Annotated in this window: 22 protein-coding genes; 14 read left to right on the plus strand and 8 right to left on the minus strand. The window is 71.9% G+C overall.

Annotated features, from left to right (window positions below):
• Positions 1-4: 4 nt before the first annotated feature.
• Positions 5-523, minus strand: coding sequence for a hypothetical protein (locus tag ABD091_RS14385; RefSeq protein WP_343919604.1), 519 nt, complete (start codon positions 521-523; stop codon positions 5-7).
• Positions 524-562: 39 nt separating this feature from the next.
• Here ABD091_RS14385 and ABD091_RS14390 point away from each other — a divergent pair, with 39 nt between their 5' ends.
• From ABD091_RS14390 to ABD091_RS14425, 8 genes are all read left to right on the plus strand, one after another.
• A complete protein-coding gene (locus tag ABD091_RS14390; RefSeq protein WP_343919606.1) occupies positions 563-1,486 on the plus strand; it encodes an aldose epimerase family protein in 924 nt (307 codons plus the stop codon).
• Between the two features lie 80 nt (positions 1,487-1,566).
• Entirely contained in the window at positions 1,567-3,183 is a 1,617-nt protein-coding gene (locus ABD091_RS14395; RefSeq protein WP_343919608.1) for a succinic semialdehyde dehydrogenase, read from the plus strand.
• A complete protein-coding gene (locus ABD091_RS14400) occupies positions 3,180-4,925 on the plus strand; it encodes a GMC family oxidoreductase N-terminal domain-containing protein (RefSeq protein ID WP_343919610.1) in 1,746 nt (581 codons plus the stop codon). The genes ABD091_RS14395 and ABD091_RS14400 overlap by 4 nt, the downstream gene beginning before the upstream one ends.
• 315 nt (positions 4,926-5,240) lie before the next feature.
• Entirely contained in the window at positions 5,241-6,302 is a 1,062-nt protein-coding gene (locus ABD091_RS14405) for a hypothetical protein (protein WP_343919612.1), read from the plus strand.
• Between the two features lie 86 nt (positions 6,303-6,388).
• A complete protein-coding gene (guaA, locus tag ABD091_RS14410) occupies positions 6,389-7,960 on the plus strand; it encodes a glutamine-hydrolyzing GMP synthase (protein WP_343919614.1) in 1,572 nt (523 codons plus the stop codon).
• Positions 7,961-8,020: 60 nt separating this feature from the next.
• Positions 8,021-8,152: a hypothetical protein gene (locus tag ABD091_RS14415; protein WP_343919616.1), complete on the plus strand. Its 132-nt coding sequence runs from the start codon at positions 8,021-8,023 to the stop codon at positions 8,150-8,152.
• Between the two features lie 44 nt (positions 8,153-8,196).
• Positions 8,197-9,561, plus strand: a complete 1,365-nt coding sequence (chrA, locus tag ABD091_RS14420) for a chromate efflux transporter (protein WP_343919618.1) — start codon at positions 8,197-8,199, stop codon at positions 9,559-9,561.
• Between the two features lie 83 nt (positions 9,562-9,644).
• The gene (locus tag ABD091_RS14425; protein ID WP_343919620.1) at positions 9,645-10,592 is read left to right on the plus strand and encodes a DUF6986 family protein; all 948 of its coding nucleotides are present in this window, start codon (positions 9,645-9,647) and stop codon (positions 10,590-10,592) included.
• 14 nt (positions 10,593-10,606) lie between these two features.
• Here the strand turns inward: ABD091_RS14425 and ABD091_RS14430 are convergent, their stop codons facing one another.
• The 6 genes from ABD091_RS14430 to ABD091_RS14455 form a co-directional block, all read right to left on the minus strand.
• Positions 10,607-11,563, minus strand: a complete 957-nt coding sequence (locus ABD091_RS14430) for a serine/threonine-protein kinase (protein WP_343919622.1) — start codon at positions 11,561-11,563, stop codon at positions 10,607-10,609.
• A 4-nt stretch (positions 11,564-11,567) separates the two neighbouring features.
• A complete protein-coding gene (locus ABD091_RS14435; RefSeq protein ID WP_343919624.1) occupies positions 11,568-12,707 on the minus strand; it encodes an acyl-CoA dehydrogenase family protein in 1,140 nt (379 codons plus the stop codon).
• Complete coding sequence (locus ABD091_RS14440; RefSeq protein WP_343919626.1) at positions 12,707-13,744, minus strand: LLM class F420-dependent oxidoreductase; 1,038 nt, start codon at positions 13,742-13,744, stop codon at positions 12,707-12,709. Before ABD091_RS14440 ends, ABD091_RS14435 begins: the two co-directional genes overlap by 1 nt.
• A 304-nt stretch (positions 13,745-14,048) precedes the next feature.
• Entirely contained in the window at positions 14,049-14,594 is a 546-nt protein-coding gene (locus ABD091_RS14445) for a YbaK/EbsC family protein (protein WP_343919628.1), read from the minus strand.
• A gap of 21 nt (positions 14,595-14,615) precedes the next feature.
• Entirely contained in the window at positions 14,616-14,903 is a 288-nt protein-coding gene (locus ABD091_RS14450) for a hypothetical protein (protein ID WP_343919630.1), read from the minus strand.
• Positions 14,900-16,069 carry a PspC domain-containing protein gene (locus ABD091_RS14455; protein WP_343919632.1) on the minus strand — a complete coding sequence of 390 codons (1,170 nt, stop codon included), beginning with the start codon at positions 16,067-16,069 and terminating at the stop codon, positions 14,900-14,902. The genes ABD091_RS14450 and ABD091_RS14455 overlap by 4 nt, the downstream gene beginning before the upstream one ends.
• A 156-nt stretch (positions 16,070-16,225) precedes the next feature.
• Between ABD091_RS14455 and ABD091_RS14460 the strand changes: the two genes are divergently transcribed.
• The 4 genes from ABD091_RS14460 to ABD091_RS14475 all read left to right on the plus strand — a co-directional run bounded on the left by ABD091_RS14460 (position 16,226) and on the right by ABD091_RS14475 (position 20,147).
• Positions 16,226-17,515 (plus strand): PspC domain-containing protein, encoded by a 1,290-nt coding sequence (locus ABD091_RS14460; protein ID WP_343919634.1) that lies wholly within the window; start codon positions 16,226-16,228, stop codon positions 17,513-17,515.
• On the plus strand, positions 17,508-18,182 hold the full coding sequence (locus tag ABD091_RS14465; protein WP_343919636.1) for a LuxR C-terminal-related transcriptional regulator: 675 nt from the start codon (positions 17,508-17,510) through the stop codon (positions 18,180-18,182). The genes ABD091_RS14460 and ABD091_RS14465 overlap by 8 nt, the downstream gene beginning before the upstream one ends.
• Positions 18,183-18,268: 86 nt before the next feature.
• On the plus strand, positions 18,269-19,684 hold the full coding sequence (locus ABD091_RS14470; RefSeq protein WP_343919638.1) for an APC family permease: 1,416 nt from the start codon (positions 18,269-18,271) through the stop codon (positions 19,682-19,684).
• A gap of 1 nt (position 19,685) precedes the next feature.
• Entirely contained in the window at positions 19,686-20,147 is a 462-nt protein-coding gene (locus ABD091_RS14475) for a universal stress protein (RefSeq protein WP_343919640.1), read from the plus strand.
• A 72-nt stretch (positions 20,148-20,219) separates the two neighbouring features.
• Here the strand turns inward: ABD091_RS14475 and ABD091_RS14480 are convergent, their stop codons facing one another.
• Positions 20,220-21,722 carry an alanine/glycine:cation symporter family protein gene (locus ABD091_RS14480; protein WP_343919642.1) on the minus strand — a complete coding sequence of 501 codons (1,503 nt, stop codon included), beginning with the start codon at positions 21,720-21,722 and terminating at the stop codon, positions 20,220-20,222.
• Positions 21,723-21,873: 151 nt separating this feature from the next.
• Here ABD091_RS14480 and ABD091_RS14485 point away from each other — a divergent pair, with 151 nt between their 5' ends.
• The gene (locus ABD091_RS14485; protein WP_343919644.1) at positions 21,874-22,215 is read left to right on the plus strand and encodes a hypothetical protein; all 342 of its coding nucleotides are present in this window, start codon (positions 21,874-21,876) and stop codon (positions 22,213-22,215) included.
• A 50-nt stretch (positions 22,216-22,265) separates the two neighbouring features.
• On the plus strand, positions 22,266-24,725 hold the full coding sequence (pcrA, locus tag ABD091_RS14490; protein WP_343919646.1) for a DNA helicase PcrA: 2,460 nt from the start codon (positions 22,266-22,268) through the stop codon (positions 24,723-24,725).
• The last annotated feature ends 9 nt before the right edge of the window (positions 24,726-24,734 follow it).

Consider the following 24,734-nt stretch of genomic DNA (forward strand, 5'->3'; position numbering starts at 1 on the left):
CGCCTCAGAGCTCCCGGATCGCACCGCCGGGGCCGCCGCCCTGGCCGAAGACCTCACGCAGTCCGGAGCGGGCGCCGTCCCGCTCGAGGGCGTCGGCGACCTTGCCGACCGGGCGCGACCACGGGAAGACGTGGACGGCCATGAGGGTGAGGGAGGTCGCGCACCCCAGGAGCAGCAGGACGTAGCCGCCCTGCTCGACGACGAAGCAGAGCGCGAGCGAGACGATCGCGATCGACTCGGAGAGGGCGAAGCGCTGGATCATCGACGCCTGCCACCGGGCCACGGCCTGGCCGCGCGCGTCGTCCTCGGGCGTCCCCGGGGCGATCGGCTGGACGCGGTAGCCGATCGACTCCAGCAGCACGTGCACCGCCGCGCCGGCGGCGGGGATCGCGACCAGCAGCAGGGTGGCGGGCGCGGCCAGCGCACCCTCCTCGCTCCCGACGACGAAGAAGACCGCGACCGGAATGATGACCAGGGCGCCCATCAGGGAGAGCGAGAGCATGGTGGTGGACTGCTTGACCATGCCGCGCAGCCTAGGACGCACGGCCGGTAGCGTCCGGGCATGACCTCACCGGACCGGCATGTCGTGATCGGGGCCGAGCCGGGCCCGGTGCTGGAGGTCGATCCCCTCGGGGCCGCCGTGGTCCGCCTCGAGGTCACCTGCGGTGACGGCGTACGCCGCGACGTGGTCCTCTCGGGCCCAGCCGTCAGCGGTGACTTCCTCGGCGCGACGATCGGCCGGTTCGCCAACCGGATCAGCGGTGGGGCCGTCGTCGTCGACGGTCAGGAGCACCGGCTCGCGACCAACGAGGGCACGACCACGCTCCACGGGGGCCCGGAGGGCTTCGACACCCGCCCGTGGGACGTCGTCGAGGCCGACGGCTCCTCGGCACGGCTCCGGCTCACCAGCCCGGACGGCGACCAAGGGTTCCCGGGCAGGCTCGTCGCCGAGGCGGCGTACGACGTGTCGCCGGACGGCTTCCGACTGACGCTGACCGCGACGACCGACGCTCCGACCGTGGTGAGCCTGACCCACCACGGCTACGCCGTGCTCGACGACTCCGGGTCCGTCGACGACCACGTGCTGACCGTGCCCGCGGACCTGGTGCTGCCCGTCGACGACGCCGGCATCCCCACCGGTGACCCGGTCCCGGTCGCTGCGGGACTCGACCTGCGGTCGGGTCTGCGGCTCGGCGACGTCGGACCGCTCGACCGCGCCTTCGTGGTCACCGGTGAGGGCCTCCGGCCGGTGGCACGCCTGGTCTCGCCCGCGACGCAGACGACGCTCACGGTCCGCTCGGACCAGCCGGCCCTGCAGGTCTACACGGGCGAGTGGTTGCAGAGCCGGCCGCCCCGCTCAGGGGTCGCCCTGGAGCCGCAGCTGCTGCCCGACTCGCCCCGTCACGAGGGGCGCCCTGGCTGGCCGTCCGCGGTGCTGCGGCCGGGGGAGACCTACCGCCACGTGCTGGAGTGGCGGTTCTCTTGACATCGAGCGGTCGTGTGTCCAGCGACACTGTTGCTACCGAGGGGTAGATCAGGAGACGCCGGTCACATACTCTCGGTATTATGAGCGCCCAGCACCCCTCCGGCGGCCCGCTCGTCGACGGGCCCGCCGACCCCGAGCACGACCCCGCCGCCTCCTACGCCCTCGAGCCGGCGTACGTCGCGCGGCTGACCGGCCGCATCGTCTCCACGACCGGCGAGACCGCTGCCGTCCACTCGCCGCTCCAGGGCCAGCCGCTGGCCCACGTGCCCCAGTCGGGGGCGGTCGACGTCGACGAGGCGTTCGCCCGGGCCCGTCGCGCCCAGGAGCAGTGGTCACGCACGTCGCTCGACGACCGGGCCGCGATGCTGCTGCGGCTGCACGACCTGGTGCTCGACCGCCAGGCCGAGATCATCGACCTGATCTGCCTCGAGTCCGGCAAGGCGCGCAAGCACGCCTTCGACGAGCCGCTCCACATCGCGCTGACCGCGCGCTACTACGCGCGCACCGCCCACGACCACCTCGACACCCAGCGCAAGCTGGGCGTCGTCCCCGGGCTGACCCGGGTCGAGGTCAACCGGGTCCCCAAGGGCGTCGTCGGCATCATCTCGCCCTGGAACTACCCGTTCACGATGGCGCTCTGCGACGGCCTTCCCGCGCTGCTGGCCGGCAACGCCGTCGTCACCAAGCCCGACGCCCAGACGATGCTCTCGGCGCTGCTCGCTGCGGAGCTGCTCGAGGAGGCGGGCTTCCCGCGCGACCTCTGGCAGGTCGTCGCGGGTCCCGGGTCGCGGGTCGGGACGTCGGTCATCGAGCGTGCCGACTACGTCTGCTTCACCGGCTCGACGGCGACCGGGCGGCTGGTGGCCCAGGGGTGCGCCGACCGGCTGATCGGCTGCTCCCTCGAGCTCGGCGGCAAGAACCCGCTGCTGGTCCTGCGCGACGCCGACCTCGAGAAGGCGGCCGAGGGCGCGGTCCGCGCCTCGTTCTCCAACGCCGGCCAGCTCTGTGTCTCGACCGAGCGGCTCTTCGTCGCCGACCAGGTCTACGACCGGTTCGTCGAGCGGTTCGTGGCCCGCACCCAGGCGATGACGCTGGGCGCCAGCCTCGAGTGGGGCGTCGACATGGGCTCGCTGATCAGCCAGGACCAGCTCGACACCGTCGAGGCCCACGTGGCCGACGCGGTCGCCAAGGGAGCGACCGTGCTGACCGGCGGCAGGCACCGGCCCGACCTCGGGCCCTTCGTCTACGAGCCCACCATCCTCGAGGGCGTCAGTCCTGACATGACCTGCTTCGGCCACGAGACCTTCGGCCCGGTCATCGCCCTCTACCGCTTCCACGACGAGGCCGACGCGGTCGCGCGGGCCAACGACGGCGACTACGGCCTCAACGCCTCGATCTACAGCCAGGACGGGCGCCGGGCGCGCGAGATCGCGCGTCACGTCCGCTGCGGCACCGTCAACATCAACGAGGCCTTCGGTGCCACCTTCGCCAGCATCGACTCCCCGATGGGCGGCATGCGGCAGTCGGGCATGGGTCGCCGCCAGGGCAGCGAGGGCATCCTGCGCTACACCGAGGCCCAGTCCGTCGCCACCCAGCGGCTGGTGCGCTTCGCGCCGATGCTCGGGATGTCCGACGAGACCTACGCCAAGGTCATGACCGCGCAGCTGCGCCTGATGAACAAGCTGGGCCGGGCATGACGGGCCGGCACGCACGCCAGGACCCCCACCACTACGACGTCCTCGTCGTCGGCTCCGGCTTCGGCGGGTCGGTCGCGGCGCTCCGGCTGACCGAGAAGGGCTACCGCGTCGGGGTCCTCGAGGCCGGCGCCCGGTTCGAGGACGACGACTTCACCACGGGCACCTTCGACCTCAAGCAGTTCCTCTGGGCGCCCGCCCTCGGCTGCTACGGCATCCAGCGCATCGACGCCGTCCACGACACGATGATCGTGGCGGGCGCAGGCGTCGGCGGCGGGTCGCTGGTCTACGCCAACACCCTCTACGAGCCGCTGCCCGCGTTCTACCGGGACCCGCAGTGGGCCCACATCACCGACTGGGCCGACGAGCTCGCGCCGTTCTACGACCAGGCGAAGCGGATGCTCGGCGTCACCGACTACCCCTACCGGACGCCCGCCGACGACGTGATGGAGAAGGTCGCCACCGACATGGGCGTGGGCGAGACCTTCCACCCCACGCCGGTCGGGGTCTTCTTCGGCGGACCCGGCCAGGCGCGCGGCGAGGAGGTCGACGACCCGTTCTTCGGCGGTGCGGGTCCGGCGCGGCGTACGTGCATCAACTGCGGCGAGTGCATGTCCGGCTGCCGCCACAACGCGAAGAACACGCTGGTCAAGAACTATCTCTACCTCGCCGAGAGCAAGGGTGCGAAGGTGCTGCCGCTGACGACGGTCACGCGGATCTCACCACGCACCGACGCCGACCACGGCTACGAGGTGCGGGTGCGGTTCACCAAGGCGAAGCGCGAGACCTCGCGGACCACCCGCACGCTGACCGCCGACCACGTCGTGCTGGCCGCGGCGTCCCTCGGCACCCAGAAGCTCCTCCACCGGATGAAGGACGAGGGCCACCTGCCGCGGCTCTCGGAGCGGCTCGGCCACCTCTCGCGCACGAACTCGGAGTCGATCCTCGGCGCCATCGCCCCGAAGGGCGACACGACCGACTACAGCGAGGGCGTCGCGATCACGTCGAGCTTCCACCCCGACGCCGACACCCACATCGAGCCGGTGCGCTACGGCCGTGGTCACAACGCGATGGCCTTCCTCCAGACCGTGCTCACCGACGGCGACGGTCCGGCGCCCCGCTGGCGGACGTGGCTCAAGGAGCTGTGGACCCAGCGCCACCACCTCGGCGACCTCGTCGACGTGAAGCACTGGTCGGAGCGGACCGTCATCGCCCTGGTCATGCAGAGCCTCGACAACTCGATCACGACCTACGGCAAGCGCGGTCGGTTGACCAAGCGGTGGCGGATGACCTCCCGGCAGGGCCACGGCGCCCCCAACCCGACCTGGATCCCTGCCGGGAACGACGCCGTACGACGGATCGCGGCGACGATCGGCGGCCTTCCCGGCGGCAACATCGGCGAACCGTTCAACATGCCGCTGACGGCGCACTTCATCGGCGGCTGCACGATCGGCTCGTCGGTGGAGTCGGGCGTCATCGACCCCTACCAGCGCGTCTACCACTACCCGGGGCTCCACGTCGCCGACGGCTCCGCGATCTCGGCCAACCTCGGCGTCAACCCGTCGCTGACGATCACGGCCCAGGCGGAGCGGGCGATGTCGTTCTGGCCCAACAAGGGCGAGGAGGACGCGCGCCCCGTGCTCGGGGCCGGATATCGGCGGATCCAGCCGGTCGCACCCCGTGATCCGGTCGTGCCCGAGGGGGCTCCCGGAGCACTCCGGCTGCCCATCGTCGAGGTCTCCTGAAAAAGTCCGGAGCCGGACGTAACCACCCCGACAGGACCTCGTTGGAGGGGTGGACCCGACACCCTTGCTCCCTCCCTCGTCGGGTCCTCCGGTCCACCCACCGACCACCGGTTTGTGGACAGTCAGGGCCCGGCCATCCTCCCTCCCCGGCCGGGCCCTGATTCGTGTCCGTGGCCCGGCTGGAGTCGTCGTACCCGACATGAGCGTCGTGATCTCGCCGGATCACGACGCTGATGTCGGGTACGACGAGCGGGCCCGGCCGCGCCTGTGGAGAGAGCGGCGCCGGCCCCCGCGATCCGGCGGATGCTGGCGCGCATGGACCCGGTTCCGATCACCCGGCGAGGGATCGTCGTGCCGCGACCGCCCGACCGCAGCGGCGCGTCAGGGCCCACACCCGGTCAGGCGCGCGGCCCGCGCTGGCGACGGGTCGCCCCGGGTCAGTACGTCCCGGTCGGCACCGACTCCTCGTCGCGCGACCAGCGCATCGTCGAGGCCCTGGTGGGGCTGCCGCTCGATGCCGCGGTCACGGGCTGGGCATCACTGGGGTGGGCCGGCGCCCGCTGGTTCGACGGTCTCGCCGCTGACGGTCGAACGCCCGTCGACGTGCCGGTGGCGCTCGACCGGCGGCGGGGCGCCCGTCGCCGCGCCGGGGTCGAGCTGACCGAGGACTGGCTGCTGCCCCACGACGTCGTACGCGTGGACGGACTGCGGACGACCATCCCCGAACGTGCGGTCGCCTTCGAGACGTGCCGCGCGCGGACGCTCGCAGCGGCCGAGATCACGGTCGACATGGCGGTCGCGGCGGACCTGGTGGACCTCGAGCGGCTGGCCGACTACGCGGCCGCCCTCGGACCCAGGCCGGGCATCCGACGGTTCCGCGAGGCGCTGTCGCGGGCCGACGAGAACGCCTGGTCCCCGCAGGAGTCCCGGATGCGACTGGTGTGGACCCACCACCGGCCGGGGACGGTGCTCTCGGCCAACCGGCCGGTCTTCGACCACGCCGGGCGCCATCTGCTGACCCCCGACCTGCTCGACGAGCGGGCCGGGATCGTGGGGGAGTACGACGGCGCCGTCCACCTCGACGACACCACGCGACGGCGCGACCTCGACCGCGAGGCGCTGTGTCGCGACCCTCGGCCTCGAGCTGGTGACGATGATGTCGTCGAGCCGCCCCGACGCCGCCGGCTTCACCGACCGCCTCGACGCGGCCTACCGCCGCGCTGCGGCCCGGCCGGAGTCGCCCCGGTCGTGGACCACCGAGCAGCCGACGTGGTGGGTCGACACCTCGACCGTTGCCCGCCGGCTCGCGTTGGGCGAGACCGAACGCGCCCTCTGGCTGCGGCGTCTCGCCGGGTGAGCCCGTCCTACCCGACCTGAGCGTCGTGAATCCGGCAGATCACGACGCTGATGTCGGGTACGACGGCAGGTCACGGTCGCCCGCGACCTGTCGATAGGCTCACGCCATGACGGAGACGCCCGACCACGACCTGGTCCTCGTCGTCGACTTCGGCGCGCAGTACGCCCAGCTCATCGCCCGCCGGGTGCGGGAGGCGAAGGTCTACTCCGAGATCGTGCCCCACACGATGCCGGTGGCCGACATGCTGGCGCGCAGGCCGAAGGCGATCGTGCTGTCCGGGGGCCCCTCGAGCGTCTACGCCGAGGGCGCGCCCGGCATCGACACCGGCGTGTTCACGGCGGGGGTGCCGGTGTTCGGCATGTGCTACGGCTTCCAGCTGATGGCCCGCGGCCTCGGTGGCGAGGTGGCGGCGACCGGCGCCCGCGAGTACGGCCGTACCCGGGTGAGCGTCTCCGAGAGCGGCACCCTGCTGGCCGACCTGCCGACCGAGCACACCGTCTGGATGTCCCACGGCGACGCCGTGACGGCGGCGCCGGCCGGGTTCGACGTGCTCGCCTCCACGACGGTGACGCCCGTGGCGGCCTTCGAGGACGTCGGCCGCGGCCTGGCCGGGGTCCAGTGGCACCCCGAGGTCCTCCACACCGAGCACGGCCAGCGCGTCCTCGAGCACTTCCTGCTCGACATCGCCGGCTGCCGGCCGACGTGGACGATGCTCAACATCATCGACGAGCAGGTCGAGCTGATCCGCGACCAGGTCGGCGAGGGGCGGGCGATCTGCGCGCTCTCCGGCGGCGTCGACTCCGCCGTGGCCGCCGCGATCGTCGAGCGCGCCATCGGCGACCGGCTCACCTGCGTCTACGTCGACCACGGGATGATGCGGCTCGGCGAGACCGACCAGGTCAAGCGCGACTTCGAGGCCGTCTTCAGCGACCTCGACGTGGTCGACGCCTCCGACCAGTTCCTCGACGCGCTCGCCGGCGTCTCCGACCCCGAGGACAAGCGCAAGATCATCGGACGCGAGTTCATCCGGACCTTCGAGGCCGCCGAGGTGCGGGTCTTCGGCGACCTCGCCGCCGGCACCCAGGCCACCGCCTACCTCGTGCAGGGCACGCTCTACCCCGACGTGGTCGAGTCGGGCGGGGGCGCCGGCACCTCCAACATCAAGTCCCACCACAACGTCGGCGGACTGCCCGACGACCTCCAGTTCGAGCTCATCGAGCCGCTCCGCACGCTCTTCAAGGACGAGGTCCGCGCCGTCGGCGAGCAGCTCGGACTCCCGCCGTCGATGGTCTGGCGGCACCCGTTCCCCGGCCCGGGCCTCGGCATCCGGATCATCGGCGAGGTCACCCGAGACCGGCTCGACATCCTGCGCCGCGCCGACGCCATCGCCCGCGAGGAGCTCACCCACGCCGGCCTCGACCGCGACATCTGGCAGTTCCCCGTCGTGCTGCTCGCCGACGTCCGGTCGGTCGGGGTCCAGGGCGACGGCCGCACCTACGGCCACCCCGTCGTGCTCCGGCCCGTCACCTCCGAGGACGCGATGACCGCCGACTGGGCGCGGGTGCCCTACGACGTGCTCGAGGCGATCTCGACCCGGATCACCAACGAGGTGGCCGAGGTCAACCGGGTCACCCTCGACATCACCTCGAAGCCGCCCGGCACCATCGAGTGGGAGTGAGGGGCCCGAAACCCACGCAGGGGTGAGGTCAGGGGCGCGCAGGTCGCGTAGGCACGAGGGGTGAGTCTCTTGTTGGTCCCTGCCGTCCTGATCGTCGCCTTCGTCCTGCCGATCGCGATGGCGCGCCTCGAGCCCGAGCAGGACCCGCTGCCCGGGGAGGAGCCGCCCCAGAGGACACGCGACGAACGGTGATCGCTCGGGTGCTCTAACTCGTGCGAAGTGGTTGACTTAACGGCGTGAGCATCCGCACCGGAGACGTGGTCCCGCTCCGGGAGGCGACCCGGGCCTGGTTCCTCATCTCGCTGCAGACCTTCGGCGGCCCCGCCGGCCAGATCGCCGTCATGGAGCGCACCCTGGTCGAGGAGAAGCGCTGGATCGGCCACCAGCGGTTCCTCTTCGCGCTGTCCTACTGCACGCTGCTCCCCGGTCCCGAGGCCCAGCAGCTCGCGACGTACGTCGGGTGGTTGCTCAACGGCGTCCGCGGCGCGCTGGTCGCCGGCACCCTCTTCGTGCTGCCAGGGGTCGTCGCGCTGCTGGCGCTCTCGGGGATCTACGTCGCCTACGGCGACACCGCCTGGGTCGACGCGGTCTTCCTCGGAGTCGGGCCCGCGGTGATCGCGATCGTCGTGAGCGCCCTGTGGCGGCTGGGGGCGAAGGCCCTCCACCACCCGGCGCTGGTCGGTCTGGCGGTCGCTGCATTCCTCGCCCTGTCCGTGTTCGGAGTGCCGTTCCCGGTCGTCGTCGGCCTCGCCGCCGCGACCGGCTGGCTGCTGGTCCGCGTCGGCGGACTCGACCTGGCCCCGGCGCCGCGGGACCCCGCGAGCGACGTCGGCCCGGCACCCCTGATCGCGGACGACGCCCTCCACCGCGAGCTCCCCACCCGGCGTCGGTCCCTCACTGTGCTCGTCGTCGGGATCGCGCTGTGGGTCGCCCCGGTGGTCGCCCTCGGGCTCGCCCTGGGCCGCGACTCGGTCCTCGTCGACCAGGGCCGGTTCTTCGGCGGCGCGGCCCTGGTCACCTTCGGCGGCGCCTACGCCGTGCTCGCCTACGTCGCGCAGCAGGCGGTCCAGGTCTACGGCTGGCTCGCACCGGGGGAGATGGTCCGCGGGCTCGCGCTCGCCGAGAGCACCCCCGGACCACTCGTGATGGTCGTGCAGTTCGTCGCCTTCGTCGGCGCCTACCGCCACCCCGGGCCGCTCGACCCCTGGGTCGCCGGCGTCCTCGGGGCGCTGGTCACCACCTGGGTCACCTTCGTGCCGTGCTTCCTCTTCATCCTCCTCGGGGCGCCGTACGTCGAACGGCTGCGGCACCATCGCGGCCTCGCCGCAGCCCTGACCGGCATCACCGCGGCCGTCGTCGGGGTCATCGCCAACCTCGCCACCTACTTCGCGCTCCACACGCTCTTCGAGGACAGCCGGCGTGTCGAGGCGGGACCGCTGTCCCTCGAGCTGCCGGTGCCCGCGTCGGTCGACCTGGTGGCCGTGGGGCTGACCGGGCTCGCCCTCGTGCTGGTGCTCCGGCTCCGCTGGTCGGCCCTGCGCACCCTCGGGGTGTGCGCGGCGGCGGGCCTGGTGGCCGCCGGTGCGCTGGCCGTCGCCTGACGCCCGGGCGCAGCGGTCCGGGGTCGCAGGGGACCCCTGACCGACTCGCGCCACGCCGAGGACCCCCACTACCCTGTGGAGCCATGGATCTGGACGGGCTCACCGCCGAGGTGGACGAGATCCTCGCCGACGTCGAGGAGCCGCCGACGACCCCTCACCTCCGCCTCGCGGAGCGTCGCCCGGTCCACTCCTGGTACGTCGTCGCGGGCGACTTCCACGCCGACCACGTGCGCGACGTCGGCCGCGAGGCCGAGGGACTGATCCTCGAGCACGCCGAGGAGTTCCTCGACTGCCTCGGCGGCGACGACGCGCTGATGGCGAAGGTCCTCGAGAAGCTCGCTGCCGAGCCCGTGGAGGACCTCCGGCTCGACTTCACGCCGTGGACCGGCGACCGCGTCGTCGACCGCGCGGCCGTGTCGTGGACGTCGGCCTCGGCGAGCGGCGACCTGCCGGACCACGCCGGCATCCGGATCCCCGCGCTCGGCCGCGAGACCCGCGCCCGCGCGGTCCGCACCCTCGGCCGGTTCCTCGAGGGTGTCGGAGAGGTGCCGCCGGGCTTCGTCGTGACCGTCCGCACGGTCACCGGCGTCGCCCAGGTCGAGGCGCTCGTCCACCTCGCCGAGCGGGTCGAGAAGGAGCTCACGGGCAACCTCCGCTTCGAGGTCCAGCTCGAGTCGCCGCGCGCGGTGATCTCGCCCGAGGGCGTCCTCGAGATCGCCCGGATGCTCGACGAGGGCCGCGACCGGATCGCCGCCGTCCAGCTCGTCCCGGACGGCTTCGGCTCCGACCGGCTGCTGGAGCACGCGCTGACCCAGGTGCAGGTCGCCGCTCACGGCCGCGACCTCCGACTCGTCGACGGCGCCACGGTGCGGATCGCTCGCGGCGACACCGTGGTCGACGTGTGGACCCGCCACCTCGCGCAGGTGCGCCGTGCCCTCGAGCGTGGCCTCCTCCAGGGCCGTGACGCCCACCCGGCGGCCCTGCCGTCGCGCTACGCGGCGACCTACGCCTTCAGCGACTCCTCCGCCTGACCGCGGGCCCGCGGTCAGGACAGGGCCAGGGCGACCACGCCGATCGCGACGGCGAGGACCACGCAGGCCAGCGCCCAGTGGAGCAACCGCTGGCTGCGGGGCTCGTCGTCCGCCTCGGCCCCCTGGGTCGACCGCTGGAGCTCGTGGAGGACGTGCAGGAGCCGCACCCGCAGCTCGGAGGCCGACGTCGTGCGGTCCTCGGGGGACTTCGCCATCGCGGCCGCGAGCACGGCGTTGATCCGCTCGTCCACCGCGTCGTCCCCGGGCAGCTGCGGCACCGGGTCGTTGATGTGGGCGTTGACGGTCTGGAAGTCCGTGCCGGCGTACGGCGCCCGGCCGGTCAGCGTCGCCCAGAGCAGGCAGCCCGCGCCGTAGACGTCGCCGCGCTCGTCGGCCGGGTGACCGAAGTGGCGTTCGGGCGGCATCCACGCCGGGGTGCCGACCATCGCGCCGTCGGGGGCGAGGTGCTGCTCGTTGCCGCCGACGACGCCGAGGTCGCGCAGGTAGGGGACCAGGCCGTCGGGCTGCTGCCACAGCAGCACGGCCTCGGGCCGGACGTCGCCGTGGACCACACCGACGTCGTGGGCGTCGGCGAGTCCTTGGCAGACCTCGGCGACCAGCCGGAGCGCGTCGGCGCGGTCCAGGGGCCCGCGATGCTCCAGCCAGCGCTCGAGGTCGCCGTCGGGGAAGAACTGGGTGACGGCGTAGACGGTGCCGTCGTGCTCGCCGTACTCGTGGATGCCGACGACGTGGCGCGACCGGATGCGGGCGAGGGCGGCCGCCTCGCGGGCGAACCGGTCCTGGTAGCCGCCCCGGTCGGCCAGCGACGGGACGACGACGGTCAGCGCGACCGGGCGGTCGAGGACCGGGTCGTGGGCCTCGTAGACCGTGCCGGCGCGGCCGTGCCCGAGCTCGCGCACGACGGTGTAGCGGCCGGCGTACGCCTCGCCCGCGACCGGGAACCCCGCCATCGCATCAGACCCCCAGGCTGCGTCCGATGATCTCCTTCTGGATCTCGGTCGTGCCACCGTAGATCGTGGAGATCCGGCTGTCGAGGTAGGCCTTCGCGATGGGGAACTCGGTCATGTAGCCATAGCCGCCGTGGAGCTGCACGCCCTGGTTGACGATCTTGTTCTGCAGCTCGGTGGTCCACCACTTCACCATCGCTGCGTCGACGGCGTCGAGCTGGCCGTCGAGGTGCTTGCGCACGCAGTCGTCGAGGAAGGCGCGGGCCACCCGCGCCTCGGTCGCCATCTCGGCGACGAGGAAGCGGTTGTGCTGGAACTTGCCGATCGGCCGCCCGAACGCCTCGCGGGTCTTGGCGTAGTCGAGGCACATCTCCACGACAGCCTCGGTGGCCGCGACCGCCTGGGCACCGATGATCAGCCGCTCCTGGGGCAGGTTCTGCATCAGGTAGACGAAGCCCTGGCCCTCCTCGCCGAGGAGGTTGGCCTTCGGCACCCGGACGTCGGTGAAGGACAGCTCGGCGGTGTCCTGGGCGTGGAGGCCGATCTTGTCGAGGTTGCGCCCCCGCTCGAAGCCCTCCATGCCGCGCTCGACCACCAGCAGGCTGATGCCCTGGTGGCCCGCGTCGGGGTCGGTGCGGGCGACGACGATGACGAGGTCGGCGTTGATGCCGTTGCTGATGAAGGTCTTGGAGCCGTTGACGACGTAGTGGTCGCCCGCGTCGACGGCCGACGTACGGACGCCCTGGAGGTCGGACCCGGCGCCGGGCTCGGTCATCGCGATCGCGGTGATGGTCTCGCCGCTGACGCAGCCGGGGAGCCAGCGCTGCTTCTGCTCCTCGCTGCCGAGGCTGGTGAGATAGGGGACGATGATGTCGCTGTGGACCGAGAACCCCGGTCCCGACGCACCCGCCCGGGTCTGCTCCTCCGACAGCACGACGTTGAAGCGGAAGTCGTCGATCCCGGCCCCGCCGTACGCCTCGGGGACGTCGAAGCAGAGCAGCCCCGCCTCGCCGGCCTTGAGCCAGAGCTCGCGCGGCACGATCCCGTCGGCCTCCCACTGGTCGTGGTGGGGCACGACCTCGCGCTCGAAGAACGCCCGCGCGGTCTTGCGGAAGTCCTCGTGCTCGTCCTCGTAGAGGCCGGTCATCACACCCACTCCTTGATCTGGCGCACGGTCGCGGCCGGGTCGTCGCTGGCGGGCATCACCGTGAGGTGGGTGACGCCGGCCTCGCGGAAGGCGGCGATCCGCTCCTTGACGTAGGACGCCGGGCCGACGAGGTTGCACGCCTCGAGCCACTCCGTCGGCACCTTCGCCTCGGCCTCCTTCTTGTGGCCGGCGAGGTAGAGGTCCTGGATCTCCTCGGCCTCCTGCTCGTAGCCGTAGGCCTTTGCGACGTCGTTGTAGAAGTTCTTGCCCTTCGCGCCCATGCCGCCGACGTAGAGGGCGAAGAGCGGGCGGGCGAAGTCGAGGAGCGCCTTGGTCTCGGGGCCCTCGCCGATCGCCACCATGCCGCCGGCCGTGACCTGCAGCGGCGCGAGGTCGGCGGAGCGCTGCTCCGCGCCGGCGGCGAGCGCGTCGCCCCAGACGAGGTGGGACTTCTCGGGGTGGAAGAGGTGGGGGATCCAGCCGTCCGCGATGGTCGCCGCCTGCTCCACGGACTTGGGGCCGAGCGCCGCGATCCAGATCGGGATCGAGTCGCGCTCGGGGTGGGTCAGGATCTTCAGCGGCTTGCCGAGGCCGGTGACCGCGCCGTCGTCCTTGGTCAGCGGGAGCTTGAAGGTCCCGTCGTTGGTGAGCACCTCACGCCGGAGGCCGCGGCGCACCAGGTCGACGATCTCGGCCGTGCGACCCAGCGGCTTGGAGTAGGGGACGCCGTGCCACCCCTCGATCACCTGCGGTCCGCTGGCTCCGAGGCCGAGGAACGCGCGGCCGCCGCTCACGTTGTCGAGCCCGGCGGCCGTCTGCAGCAGCGTCCCGGGGGTGCGGGAGTAGATGTTGAGGATCGCCGAGCCGATCTGGACGGTCTCGGTCTTGGCTGCGAGGTAGCCCATCAGCGTGGGGGAGTCGAAGCCGTAGGCCTCGGCCACCCACACCACGTCGATGCCGGCCTTCTCGAGCTCGGCGACCTGGTCGGCAGCCGCGCGCGGGTTGCCGTCGTACATCAGGGAGTAGGAGAGCTGCACTCCCGCATCGTGACAGTAACGCTGTCACGATCGCAAGGGTCGTGGGTCAGTGGGTGGCCGCCAGCCACCCGGTGACGCTGAGGAGCAGCGGGAAGGAGAACAGGAAGGCCAGGCCCAGCACGAGGTCGCGGGTCGTCTGCGTCATGCGGCCCACCCTGCCCGCGTCGTACGACGCCGACGTGAGCCCCCGGTGGCGCCCCGGTGAACGTCGAGTCGTGGGGTTGTGACCGCCGAGTCGCGGAGATGTGCGGGCTCGACGGTCACCAACCCGCCACTCGCACGTCACGAACCCGCGACTCGGCGGTCAGGGCAGGGCGAGGTCGGGGACGACCTCCGCGCGGGGGAGGGCGGCGGCGAGGTGGCCGGGCAGGACGAGCTTGGAGCGGCGTACGCCGGAGCCGATCAGGACCAGGTCGGTCTCGAGGACCCGGGCGTCGACCAGCAGCCGCCATCCGGCGGGCAGGCCGACCGGGGTGATGCCGCCGTACTCCATCCCCGACTCCTCGACCGCTCGGTCCACTGACAGGAAGGAGCACTTGCGGACGTCGAGGAGCCGCTTGACCCGGTTGTTGACGTCCGCCCGGGTGTCGGAGCGGACCAGGCAGGCGGCGACCCGCTCCTGCCCGTCGCGCTTGCCGGCGACGACCACGCAGTTGGCGCCGGCGTCGAGCGGGACGGCATAGGCCTCGGAGCAGGCGGCCGTGTCCGCCAGCGACGGGTCGATCGGCGCGACGCCGACCGCCCCGGCGTGCTCCCACGACGACAACGCCGCCCGGACCGGCTCGGCGAGCAGGTCCGGACGGGCGTCGACGGGTTCGGTGGCGAGGGTCCCCAGGGTGGGCGTCGTCATGGCGACCACCCTAGGAGCGCCTCAGGTACGCCGCCTCGCGGCCAGCGCCATCGCGACCAGCCCGGCCGCGCCGGCCCCGACCCACGGGATCGGCAGCAGCCACTGGATGTCGTCGTCGGCGACCGCGCCACCGGCGACCAGCGCCCAGACCAGCACCATGCCGGCGAAGGCGATGCCCATGACCAGGTGGCCGACGTTGAGCGGGTGGCGCCAGCTCCCGGTCTCCTGGATGCGCCCGGTCTCGAAGCTGTCGGTCTCGAAGCTGTCGGTGTCGTAGCGGTAGGTCTCGTGCTCGCTCATCGTGCTCACTCCGTCTCGATGGTGACCACGCCGACCTGGAGGTCGGCGTCGACGGTGAAGGTGGGGTCGTCGGCGTCGCCGCGCCACTGGGCGGTCGTGGTGGTGCCGATCCCACCGCCCTGGCGGTCGCCCTGGAAGAAGTCGTAGCCGCCGGGGCCGTCGATCGACGCGCGGATCCGGACGTTGGAGTCCTCCGGGATCCGGACGACGAGCTCGCCGACCTGACCGGTGACGTCGATCGTGCGGCCGTCGAGCGCCTCGGGGTCCGCGAGGTCGGTCAGGTCGACGACCATCGTGCCCGCGTCCATCGCATAGCTGTCCTCGACGTCGGCGCTCGACGACGGGTGGTACTCGAAGCGGTCGCCGTCCCACCGGTCGGCCGCCGTGGCGCCGGCGAGGAACAGGCTCCCGACCAGGCCGAGCGCGATCAGGCCGCCGGCACGACCCATGACCGACCCGACGACGAGCATCGTGGCGATGAGCCCGACCGCCAGCGCCGGGTAGGCCGAGTCGACGACGGGCAGGCCGGCGCCGTCGGCGATGCCGAGCGCACCCTCGGCGACGGCGATCAGCAGGACCGTGAACCAGAACAGCTTCGGGCCGCGCTTGCGCGGGTCGCGTGGCGGCGGGGGCGCGTACGCCGTGTGGGACGGCGTGGCGTAGGGCTCCCCCTCCGCCGCGGGTGCGGCCGCCGCACGACGGAGGTCGCGCTCGCGGCTGCGGCTGAGCCACACGAAGGCGATCAGCCCGATGATCGCCAGCGGCCAGGGGAACCAGCCGGCTCCCCAGGAGTCGCCGACGAGGGCCAGTCCGGCCAGCACCGTCAGGGCGACCAGCGCAATGGTGCGGCTGCGCTCGTCGAGGTGGAGGGTCGCCCGCTCCTCCCCGTCCTCGGGCAGCAGCAGCCAGCCGGCGGCGTACAGGATCAGGCCGGCGCCGCCGAAGAAGGCGAGGACGACGAAGGCGACCCGCAGGATGATCGGGTCGATGTCGAGGTGGCGGGCGAGGCCGCCGGCGACGCCGGCGACCTTGCGGTCGGTGGTCGTGCGCCGCAGCCGGCCGAGGTCGCGGACCTCGTCGGCGGTGACGCGGGGACCGGTGTGCTCGTCGGTGGCGGTGCCGCCCCCGGACGGCGGGGTGGTGGCCTCCTCGGGAGGCGGCGGTGTGGTGGTCATGGCTCCAAGCGTGGTGGCGGCGGGCGCCCCGGACCATCGGGGACGACCCTGATCATGCCCGGTCCCCGGCTCGTGCGCCTCAGGGTCGCCCCGGGGTCAGGACCGGGGTCGAACCTCATGGTGGGTCCGCTGCCTGCGTGTGAGGATTGAGCCACGATGAGCAGCAGCACCCCGACCGCGGACCACGAGGTCCGCCCCGATACGCGCAAGGCCTTCCGCGACACCCAGCAGCCGGTCCTCGGCGGGGTCGCGGCGGGTCTCGCGCGCCACCTCGGGCTGCCGGTGTTCTGGGTGCGGGTGGGGTTCGTCCTGCTGCTGACGCTCGGCGGCCTCGGCGTCTTCCTCTACGGCGCGCTGTGGATGGTCCTGCCCACGGACGCCGCGTTCGAGCGCGACGCCCCCGGCCTCGAGGGCGCGAGCCGCGACGGCCGCCGCCCCGGCCGGATCCGCCGCCTCGCCGACGTCGGCCCGGTCCACGTCCTCGCGGCCCTCGGCATCGGCGCGGTGCTGCTCCTCGACGCCGTCTTCGGCCAGGGCTCGCTCTTCTGGGCCGCGCTGCTGGGGGTCGGCGGTGTCGCGCTGTTGTGGCGCCAGGCCGACGAGGCCCAGCGCGAGCGCTGGCTCGACCGCACCGGGCGGGTCGACCCGGTCCGGGTCGTGCTCGGCAACGGCGGATGGGCCGCCTGGACGCGACTCGTGGTGGGCGCGCTGCTGATCGTCGGCGCCCTGGTCCTCGTCTCCCTCCACGGCGGCTCCTCCTTCGCCCTCGCCCGCGACGTGACCCTCGTGGCGCTGCTCGCCGTCGCCGGGCTCGGCATCGTCGTGGGTCCCTGGATCTACCGGCTCGCCGCCGACCTCACTGCCGAGCGGGCCGAGCGGGTGCGGACCCAGGACCGGGCCGACGTCGCCGCCCACCTCCACGACTCGGTGCTCCAGACGCTCGCGCTGATCCAGAAGAACGCCCACGACCCGACCACGGTCTCGCGGCTCGCCCGCTCCCAGGAACGCGACCTGCGGGCCTGGCTCTACCGGGGCGAGGCGACCGACGACAGCACGCTGGCCAGCTCGCTGCGCCGCGTCGCCGCCGACGTCGAGGACGCGCACGGCGTCGCGGTCGAGGTGGTCGTCGTCGGTGACCTGCCCTACGCCGAGGCGTGGCAGCCCGTCGTGCGCGCGACCGGCGAGGCGCTCACCAACGCCGCCAAGCACGCGGGGGTCGACCGCGTCGACGTCTACGCCGAGGTGGCCGCGGAGGAGATCTCGGTCTTCGTGCGCGACCGGGGCCGCGGCTTCGACCCCGACGACGTCCCCGACGACCGCTACGGCGTCCGCCAGAGCATCCACGACCGCATGACCCGCCACGGCGGGTCGGCCGAGATCCGTTCCACCCCCGGCGAGGGGACCGAGGTGCGGTTGCACCTGCCCGTAGGAGGAGACGATGACTGAGCCCATGTCCGGGACGGCGCGCACCGCGCCCGTCCGCGTCGTGCTGGTCGACGACCACGCCATGTTCCGCTCGGGGGTGCGGGGCGAGCTGGCGACCGTGCCCGACGACGTCGTCGTCGTGGGGGAGGCCGGCGACGTCGACGAGGCGGTCCGCGTCATCGACGCCGAGCGGCCCGACGTGGTGCTGCTCGACGTCCACCTCCCCGGCGGTGGCGGCGTCTCGGTGGTCAAGCGCTCCCGGAGCGAGGACACCCGCTATCTCGCGCTGTCGGTCAGCGACGCCGCCGAGGACGTCATCGGGACGATCCGCGGCGGGGCCCGGGGCTACGTCACCAAGACGATCACCGGACCCGAGCTCGTCGACGCGATCCGGCGCGTCGCCGACGGTGACGCCGTCTTCTCGCCCCGGCTCGCGGGTTTCGTCCTCGACGCGTTCGCCGGGTCGATCGAGGTCGCCGCGGTCGACGAGGACCTCGACCGGCTCACCGAGCGGGAGCGGGAGGTGATGCGGCTGATCGCCCGCGGCTACGCCTACAAGGAGGTCGCGAAGGAGCTCTTCATCTCGATCAAGACCGTCGAGACCCACATGTCGAGCGTGCTGCGCAAGCTCCAGCTCTCCTCGCGCCACGAGCTCACCCGGTGGGCCTCCGACCGCCACCTGCTCTGACCTGGCTCACCCGAAGGAATGGTGACACCGGCCGAGCGCCTCCGGTTCGCTGGAGGGTCGATTCCTCTCGGAGAGAAGGCACCCTCGTGGCCGAACCCAACACCGCGACCTCGGCAGGAGCCGTCAGCGACGGCGGCCTGAAGCGGTCGATCACCGGACGACTCCTCTTCTTCTACGTGCTGGGCGACGTGCTGGGCTCCGGCATCTACGTCCTCATCGGTGCGGTGGCCGGCGAGGTCGGCGGTGCCTTCTGGGCGGCCTTCGCCGTCGGCGTCACCGTCGCCGGGTTCACCGGCCTGGCCTACGCCGAGCTGGCGACGAAGTACCCCCAGGCCGCCGGTGCCTCGCTCTACGTCAACAAGGCGTTCGGCAACAAGGGGCTCACCTTCCTGACGACGGTGACCTACCTGTCGGCTACCTTCGCGGCGGCAGGATCACTGGCCGCCGGGTTCGCGAAGTACTTCGGCCAGATCTGGGGGGCGCCGCCGGTGCTCCTGGTGATGATCGCGTTCATCGTCCTGCTGGCGGTCCTCAACTTCATCGGCATCACCGAGTCCGTCGTGGCCAACATGCTGATGACGATCGTCGAGATCTCCGGCCTGGTCATCGTGATGATCTGCGCGATCATCTACGTCGGACAGGGCAACGCCGACTTCTCGCGGCTCACGGACTTCTCCACGTCCGACAGCGTCATCTTCGCGATCGTTGCGGGTGTCGCCCTCTCGTTCTTCGCGATGACCGGGTTCGAGAACGCGGCCAACGTGGCCGAGGAGACGATCGACCCCCACAAGAACTTCCCGCGCGCCCTCGTGGGCGGCATGGCGGCGGCCGGCGTGATCTACGTGCTGGTCTCGATCTCGGCTGCGCTCACGGTGGACGTCAAGACGCTCGCCGGTTCCGATGCCGCGCTCCTCGAGGTCATCAAGGCCGGCATCCTGCCGATCTCGGTGAGCGTGATGGTGCTGGTCTTCGCGGTGATCGCGATGATCGCGATCACCAACACCACGCTGGTCCAGGTCGTGACCCAGTCGCGCATCCTCTACGGCATGGCCCGCGAGGACGTCGTGCCGGGCGTCTTCGCCAAGGTCCACTCGTCGCGACGAAGCCCGGTCAACGCCCTGATCTTCAGCGCGGCCGTCGTGATCGCCCTGGTCGTGGTGGGATCGCTGCTCAACGGGATCGGCCTCAAGATCGACATCGTCGAACGGCTGGCCGCGGTCACCGTGGTGCTCCTGCTCGCCGTCTACGCAGGGGTCATCGTCTCCTGCTTCAAGCTGCGCGGCAGCGACGAGTCGGACGAGACCTTCAAGGCCAACAGCGTCCTCCTCGGCATCGGCCTGCTCGGCAACCTCGTCCTGCTCGGCTACGTGATCTACACCGACCCAGGCTCCCTGTGGTGGTGCCTGGGCCTGATCGGCCTCGGCGGCGTGCTCTACGTCGTCGAGTCGCTCTTCGGCAGCAAGGGCACCGGCCGCCGCAGCGAGCCCATCGAAGGAGCCTGACATGCACGTGCTGGTCACCACCGACGGCAGCAGGCAGTCGTTGCGAGCGGCGGAGGAGCTGCTGTCCTTCGCCGACCCCACGAAGGTCACCGACGTCACCGTGCTCGCCGTGGTCCGCCCGCTCGCGGCCGTCGCGTTCGCCGACGACCTCGCCGAGCCGGATCGCCGGGCCGCCGAGGGAGAGGCCGGGGGCTTCCGGTCCGCGGCCGAGTCTGCGGTCGACCACGTCGCGCGGGTCTTCGACGGCTGGGGTCCGGCGGTCCACCGCGACGTGCGCTCCGGCTCTCCGGCCGACGAGATCATCAAGGCCGCCGAGGAGCTCGGAGCCGGCCTGGTCGTGGTCGCCGCCGGCGGTCGCGGGCTCAGCGACCGGGTGCTGGTCGGCAGCACCGCCCAGCGCGTGCAGCACTACGCGCCGTGCCCGGTGCTCGTCGTACGGCCGGCACCGCGCAAGCGGCGCTGACCTCCACCGGACGGCACGAGGGGCCGGGACGCAGCGCGCGTCCCGGCCCCTCGTCGTACGACGAGGCGCGGCTCAGGTGGTGGCGCGCTCCTCGACCGGGACCTCCTCGATGGAGCCGTCCTTGAGTCCCTGGCGGAAGGAGCGGACCTCCTCCTTGACCTTGGGCAGCAGCAGGTAGCACGCGAGCAGGTTGACGATCGCGCAGACGAACAACATCGCGTCGGCGAAGCCGAGGACCGAGTCGAAGGTCAGGACCGAGCCGACGACCGTGAACAGGCAGAAGATGACCTTGAAGATCATCTCGTTGCGCTTGGAGCGGCCGAAGATCGTCGTGAACGCCTTCTGCGTGTAGTAGGCCCACGTGATCAGCGTCGAGAACGCGAAGAGGGCGACGGCGATCGCGAGGATCACCGGGAACTGCGGCAGGAAGGTCTCGAACGAGCGCGAGGTGACGACGACGCCGTCGGGCGCCGCCTCGCCGGCCGCGACCGCCTCGCGTGCGTCGCTGTAGAACGTCGTGTCGGCGATGACGATGGTCAGCGCGGTCATGGTGCAGATGACGACCGTGTCGATGAAGGGCTCGAGCAGGGCCACGAAGCCCTCGCTGACGGGGTGCTTGGTCTTCACCGCGGCGTGGGCGGTCGGGGCGGAGCCGACGCCGGCCTCGTTGGAGAAGGCGGCCCGCTGGAAGCCGATGATCAGGACGCCGATCGCGCCGCCGGCCACGCCGACCGGGGCGAAGGCGCCGCTGATGATCTCGCCGACGGCCGCCGGCAGGTGGGCGATGTTGAAGCCGATGACCAGCAGGCAGGCGCCGACGTAGATGAGGGCCATCAGGGGCACGAGGCGGGAGGTGACCTTGCCGATCGAGGTGATGCCGCCGAGGATCACCGCGCCCACGAGGATCGCGAGGATGATGCCGAAGATCAGCGCGGAGCCCGACGAGCCGAGGAAGCCGTCGTCGCCGCCGGTGATCTCCTGCGCCTGGGCGAAGGTCTGGTTGGCCTGGAACATGTTGCCGCCGACCGCGCCGAAGAAGAACAGCGCGATCGCGAAGATCATCGTCAGCGTCTTGGAGACCCCGGAGCCGAAGCGTTCGAAGGCGACCGGCAGGTAGCGGAAGGCGCCGCCGGTGACCGTGCCGTCCTCGTGGACCTCGCGGTACTTCACGCCCAGCGTGCACTCGACGAACTTGGTGCACATGCCCAGGAGGCCCGCGAGGATCATCCAGAACGTCGCACCCGGACCGCCGATCGTGACCGCCACACCGACGCCGGCGATGTTGCCGAGTCCGACGGTGCCCGACACCGCCGAGGTGAGCGCCTGGAAGTGGGTGACCTCGCCGGGGTCGCTCGCCCGGGAGTACTTGCCCCGGACCAGGTCGATGGAGGTCCGCCAGCCGGTGAACTGGACGCCCTTGAAGTAGATCGTGAAGATCGCGGCGGCCACCACGAGCCAGAAGACGATGAGCGGCACCTCCACGCCGCCGATGGAGGGGGCGTAGAAGATGACGCTCTGGACCGCGTCCGAGATCGGGGTGAAGGCGTTGTTGATCGCGTCCTCGACGCTGCTCAACCACCCCCAGGACTCTGCCGCCTCAGCGGCGCGGTATGTGGCGTGGGTCACAATTTCGGCTGGGGACATGCATGACACCGAACCGCACTTCCGGCGGAGTGTCCAGACACCGGGCGCCGGTGAGACCGGACCGGTCGATAGATTTCACGGCATGGAAACACTCCGGGAGATCCTGCTCGTCCTCCACCTGCTCGGCTTCGGAGCGCTGTTCGGCGGGCTGCTCGTGCAGCACCGCGACGAGCAGAAGCGGGTCAACGGAGCGATGCGCGACGGTGTCGGCACTGCGGTGGTCGCCGGTCTCGGCCTGGTCGGTGTCCTGGAGGCCGGCGACGGCGACGTCGACCACGTGAAGGTCGGCATCAAGCTCGTGGTGGGCGTCGTGCTGCTGGTGCTCGTCATGATGAACATGCGCAAGCCGTCGATCCCCCAAGGGCTGTGGGCGCTGATGCTCGGCCTCACCGTGCTCAACGTCGGCGTCGCCGTCTTCGTCTGAGCGCTCCCGCACCCGGCGTCGTCGGCGGTCCGCCGTAGGGTTGGACCGACATGAGCACGTCTGCACCGCTGCCCGGATTCGAGCACCTCGCCGCCGCCGCCTCGACCCCCGCCGAGCCCCGGGGAGGGCGCGGTGGCCCCTCGCGCGAGGAGCTGCTCGACGGGCTCAACGACCCCCAGCGAGCCGCCGTCGTCCACGAGGGCGCGCCGCTTCTGGTCGTCGCGGGCGCCGGATCGGGGAAGACCCGCGTGCTGACCCGGCGCATCGCCTGGCTGATCAGCCAGCGCAAGGCCCACCCGGGCTCGATCCTGGCCATCACCTTCACCAACAAGGCCGCGGCCGAGATGAAGGAGCGGGTCGAGGACCTCGTCGGCAAGCGTGCGCGGATCATGTGGGTCTCGACCTTCCACTCCGCCTGCGTGCGCATCCTCCGCAAGGAGATCACGGTGCTCAACCAGGAAGGGCTCGGCTTCAAGTCGTCGTTCTCGATCTACGACGCCGCCGACTCCAAGCGGCTGATGACGCTGGTCGCCAAGGACCTCGAGCTCGACCCCAAGCGGTTCCCGCCCAACGTGCTGCTCCACTGGACCTCCAACCAGAAGAACGAGCTGCGCGACCACGAGGAGGCCACCCGCGACGCCCGCAACTCCTACGAGGAGGCGTGCGCCAAGGCCTACTCGGCCTACCAGCGCCGGCTGCGCGAGGCCAACGCGCTCGACTTCGACGACCTGATCATGACCACGGTCCACCTGTTCCAGGCCTATCCCGACATCCGTGAGAACTACCGCCGTCGGTTCCGCCACGTCCTCGTGGACGAGTACCAGGACACCAACCACGCGCAGTACGCCCTCATCCACCAGCTCTGCGCGGACGACCCCGAGGACCTCGACCCCGAGGCCGAGCGGGTGGAGCCGAGCGAGCTGATGGTGGTGGGCGACGCCGACCAGTCGATCTACGCCTTCCGCGGCGCCAACATCCGCAACATCCTCGACTTCGAGAACGACTTCCCGCAGGCCCAGACGATCCTGCTCGAGCAGAACTACCGCTCGACCCAGACGATCCTCGAGGCCGCCAACGGCGTCATCGGTCACAACAAGGGCCGCAAGCCCAAGCGGCTGTGGTCCGACGCCGGCCAGGGGGAGCGGATCGTCGGCTACGTCGCCGACGACGAGCACGACGAGGCGCGGTTCGTCAGCCAGGAGATCGACACCCTCACCGACGAGGCGGGCGTGAAGCCGTCCGACGTCGCCGTCTTCTACCGCACCAACGCCCAGTCACGCGTGTTCGAGGAGGTGTTCATCCGCACCGGCCAGCCCTACAAGGTCGTCGGCGGAGTGCGCTTCTACGAGCGCCGTGAGGTCCGTGACGCCGTCGCCTACCTGCGGATGCTGGTCAACGCCGACGACGAGATCTCGCTGCGCCGCGTCCTCAACGTGCCCAAGCGCGGCATCGGCGACCGGGCCGAGGCGATGGTCTCGGCCTTCGCCGAGCGCGAGCGGATCACCTTCTGGGAGGCGCTGCGCCGAGCAGACGACGCACCCGGCCTCGTCACGCGGTCCCGGACCGCGATCCGCGGGTTCGTCGAGATGGTCGAGGAGCTGCAGTCGATGGTCGCCGGGGGGGAGCGGCCCGACGTCGTGCTCGAGTCCGTGCTCGACCGGTCGGGCTACCTCAGCGAGCTCGAGGCCTCCGACGACCCCCAGGACGAGACCCGGCTCGAGAACCTCGCCGAGCTGGTCGCGGTCGCCCGCGAGTTCTCCGACGACCCGGTGGCGGGACCGTCCGCCGACCCCACCGACCCCGATGACACTGTTGCCGGCTCCGATGTTCCGGGGCTGTCCGACTTCCTCGAGCGGGTGGCGCTGGTCGCCGACACCGACCAGATCCCCGACGCGCCGGAGGGCGACGACTCCGGGGTGGTCACGTTGATGACGCTCCACACCGCCAAGGGGCTGGAGTTCCCCGTCGTGTTCCTCACCGGTCTCGAGGACGGCGTCTTTCCCCACTCGCGGTCGCTGGGCGACCAGCCCGAGCTCGAGGAGGAGCGCCGGCTGGCCTACGTCGGCGTCACCCGGGCCGAGCAGCGGCTCTACCTCTCGCGGGCGGTCGTCCGGTCCGCCTGGGGCGCGCCTTCCCACAACCCCGCCTCGCGCTTCCTCGACGAGATGCCGGTCGACCTGGTCGACTGGCGGCGTACCGAGGCGGCGCAGGCGCTGTGGTCGCGCCCCGACCTCTCCGGCGGCCGCAGCGGCTCGTGGGGGCAGCCCACCGCCGCGGGCCGGCGCAACTTCTCGGCCGCCGCGGCGCGTGCCGACGCCGCGTCGAAGGCGAAGCAGGCCCGCGAGGTCCCGTCTCTGTCACCCGGCGACCGCGTCCTCCACGACTCCTTCGGCATGGGCACCGTCGTCGCGCTCGAGGGCGCGGCTGACAAGGCCGTCGCCTCGATCGACTTCGGGAGCGAGGGCGTCAAGCGGCTGCTGCTGCGCTACGCGCCCGTCGAGAAGCTCTAGTTCCGGGCC

Origin of the sequence: Nocardioides aestuarii, assembly GCF_039527245.1 — a bacterium.
Lineage (GTDB): Bacteria > Actinomycetota > Actinomycetes > Propionibacteriales > Nocardioidaceae > Nocardioides > Nocardioides aestuarii.